The following is a 2936-nucleotide window of genomic DNA, read 5'->3' on the forward strand; positions in this document are numbered from 1 at the left end:
AAGTCGGTGACACTGCTGCACACAGCGTTCGAGGACCTCGCCCCGGCCCTGCCCTGACGCGAACGCCTCACCGAGCGAGGAGGCCTCGCTCGGTGAGCCCTCAGACGCTCTCGGCCCGCTTCGGCAGCACCCAGCCCGGCCGCGGGAAGTGGCAGGTGTAGCCCCACGGCATGCGCTCCAGGTAGTCCTGGTGCTCGGGCTCGGCCTGCCAGAAGTCCCCGGCGGGCTCCACCTCCGTGACGACCTTGCCGGGCCAGAGCCCGGAGGCCTCCACGTCCGCGATGGTGTCCTCGGCGACGCGCTTCTGCTCGTCGTCGGTGTAGTAGATCGCGGAGCGGTACGACAGGCCGATGTCGTTGCCCTGCCGGTTCTTCGTGGTCGGGTCGTGGATCTGGAAGAAGAACTCCAGGATCTCGCGGTAGCTCGTCACGGCCGGGTCGAACACGATCTCGATGCCCTCGGCGTGCGTGCCGTGGTTGCGGTAGGTGGCGTTCGGGACGTCCCCGCCGGTGTAGCCGACGCGCGTCGACACCACCCCGGGGCGCTTGCGGATCAGGTCCTGCATGCCCCAGAAGCACCCGCCCGCCAGGATCGCCTTCTCGGTGCTCATGTCTCGCTCCTTCCGGTTGGGTCCCACGACCCTCTCAACAACCGGCGTGCCCCGCTAGTTCCGTGTCGATCCCAGGGCGGCGTCCAGCGCCCGGATCTGGGCGGTGAACTCGGCCCGCAGGCGGTCCTTGCGGTCCTGCGGCAGCCACGTCGCCTCGACCCCGGCCAGCGCGATCCGCGCCCCGTCGGCCGCGCCGAACCCCATGGCGGGCAGTGCCTCCGCGTACTCCCTGCCGATGTCCGTGCGGAAGAAGGTGGGATCGTCCGTGCTGAGGGTGACGTTCAGCCCCGCGCGGATCATCCGCGCGACGGGGTGCTCCGGGGTCATCTCCCAACCGGACAGGACCTGGGTGGAGTAGGGCGTGCAGGTGAAGGGGACCTGCAGCTCACGGGCCACCTCGACGACGGCGGGGTCGTCCATGACGTGGTAGCCGTGGTCGATGCGGGAGCAGTCCAGCTGCTCCAGCGCGATCGTCACGGCGTCGGCCGTGGAGCCGGGGATCTCCGCCACGTGCGCGGTCCGGTTCAGCCCGTGCCGCTTGGCCAGGTCGTACGCCTCGGTCCACAGCTCCGGGGACTCGGTGTCGTCCGTCGTGAGGTAGTCCTGCCCGATCCCGACGACCTCGGGCCGCCCGTCGTCGAGCACCGTGCGGACCAGCGCGACGGCGTCGGCGGGGGTCCGCTGCCGGGCGATCGCCGGGATGATCCCGAAGCCCACGCCGAAGTCCCGCTCGGCGGCGGAGAGCCCGGCCACCATCGCGTCGAGCACCTCGCCGTAGCCGATCGGGAAGAGGTCGGCGTTGACGAAGTACTCCCGGTGGCGCAGGTTCCCGGCCGCGACGGCGTCCTCGACCGACTCGTAGGCCACCCGCTCGAACACCCCCTTGTCCGTGAACACGTGGTTGGCGGCCTCGAAGGCCACCAGGAAGTCCACGATGTCGTCGTAGCCGAACAGGATCTCCGGGTCGTACGACGGCAGCGGCACGTCCTTCGCGCGGGCCAGCTCGATCAGGGTCGTGGGCCGGATGGTGGCCACGAAGTGGCAGTGCAGCTCGACCTTCGGCAGCAGCCGCAGGTAGTCGGCGAGGTTCACGGTCCTCCTCAGACGAGGGTGCAGATGGTCTTGAGCTCCTGGTAGGCGGCCAGGCCCGGGGCGCCGTTCTCGTAGCCCCAGCCCGAGATCCCGTGGCCGCCCTTGACCAGCTCGGGCGAGAAGTAGGAGTGGCAGTTGACCCAGACCGTGCCCGCCCGCAGGGCGTGTGTGACCCGTTCCGCGGTGCTCAGGTCGCGGGTCCACACGCTCGCGGACAGCCCGTAGTCGGTGTCGCCGGCGAGTGCGAGGGCCTCGTCGAGGTCGTCGAACGGGACGAGCGCGGCGACCGGCCCGAAGATCTCCTCCCGCATCAGCCGGGAGTCCGGTGCGGCCCCGACCACCACGGTCGGCCGCACGAACGCGCCCTCCGTGCGGCCCCCGGTGAGCACCTCGACGTCGTCCAGGTAGCTGGCGACCCGCTCCGCGTGCGCGGCGCTGACCAGCGGGCCGAGGTCCGACGCCGGGTCCAGCCCCGGTCCCACGGTGAGCGCCTCCGCCTGGGCCACGAGCAGGTCCGCGACCTCCGCGAACACGGACCGATGGACGTAGATCCGCGAGCTCGCCACGCAGACCTGCCCGGAGTTGGCGAAGCTCCCGCGGGCGAGGCCGGGGCCCAGCAGGTCCCGCTCCGCGTCGGGCAGGACGATCGCGGGGGACTTGCCGCCCAGCTCGAGGGTCAACCGGGTGAGCCGGTCCGCCGCACCGCGCACGAGCTCGCGCCCGACCGCCGTCGAGCCGGTGAAGCTGATCTTGTCGACGCCGGGGTGCGCGGCCAGCGCCGCGCCCGTCCCGCCGTCCCCGGTCACCAGGTTCACGACGCCCGGCGGGAGGATCCCCGCGAGGATCTCGGCCAGCCTGATCGCCGTCAGCGGGGTCTCCTCGGCGGGTTTGAGCACGACCGTGCAGCCCGCGGCGAGCGCGGGCGCCAGCTTCATGCAGGCCATGAGCAGGGGTGAGTTCCACGGCACGATCGCGCCGACCACCCCGACCGGCACCGGGACCGTCCGGGCCTCGACGCGCCGGCCGGGCGGTGCGTACCCGACCGACGGGGTGTACGCGGTCCCGGTGATCTTGGTGGCCCAGCCTGCGAAGTAGCGGAACTGCTCGATCGCGCCCGGCAGCTCGGCGAACCGGGCGGTGCGCAGGGTCTTGCCCTGGTCGCGGGTCTCCAGCTCGGCGAGGGCGTCGATCTCCGCCTCCAGGGCCTCCGCGACCTGCCACAGCAGGCGGGCCC

General features: G+C 72.0%; 3 protein-coding genes. All 3 read right to left on the reverse strand.

The genetic code is table 11. The annotated features are described in order from the left end of the window. Positions 1-100: 100 nt before the first annotated feature. On the reverse strand, positions 101-610 hold the full coding sequence (msrA, locus tag H5J29_RS27410) for a peptide-methionine (S)-S-oxide reductase MsrA (RefSeq protein ID WP_181783887.1): 510 nt from the start codon (positions 608-610) through the stop codon (positions 101-103). Positions 611-664: 54 nt separating this feature from the next. Then, a complete protein-coding gene (locus H5J29_RS27415) occupies positions 665-1702 on the reverse strand; it encodes an adenosine deaminase family protein (protein ID WP_181783888.1) in 1038 nt (345 codons plus the stop codon). A gap of 8 nt (positions 1703-1710) precedes the next feature. After that, a partial coding sequence (locus tag H5J29_RS27420) for an aldehyde dehydrogenase family protein (RefSeq protein ID WP_181783889.1) occupies positions 1711-2936 on the reverse strand: 1226 nt, incomplete at its 5' end.

The organism is Pseudonocardia pini (genome assembly GCF_013870575.1).
In the GTDB taxonomy this organism is placed as follows: Bacteria; Actinomycetota; Actinomycetes; order Mycobacteriales; family Pseudonocardiaceae; genus Pseudonocardia; species Pseudonocardia pini.

Bases quoted from the DNA above. Each gene is read 5' to 3' on its own strand.
- msrA (WP_181783887.1), bottom strand. From the start codon at position 610: ATGAGCACCGAGAAGGCGATCCTGGCGGGCGGGTGCTTCTGGGGCATG.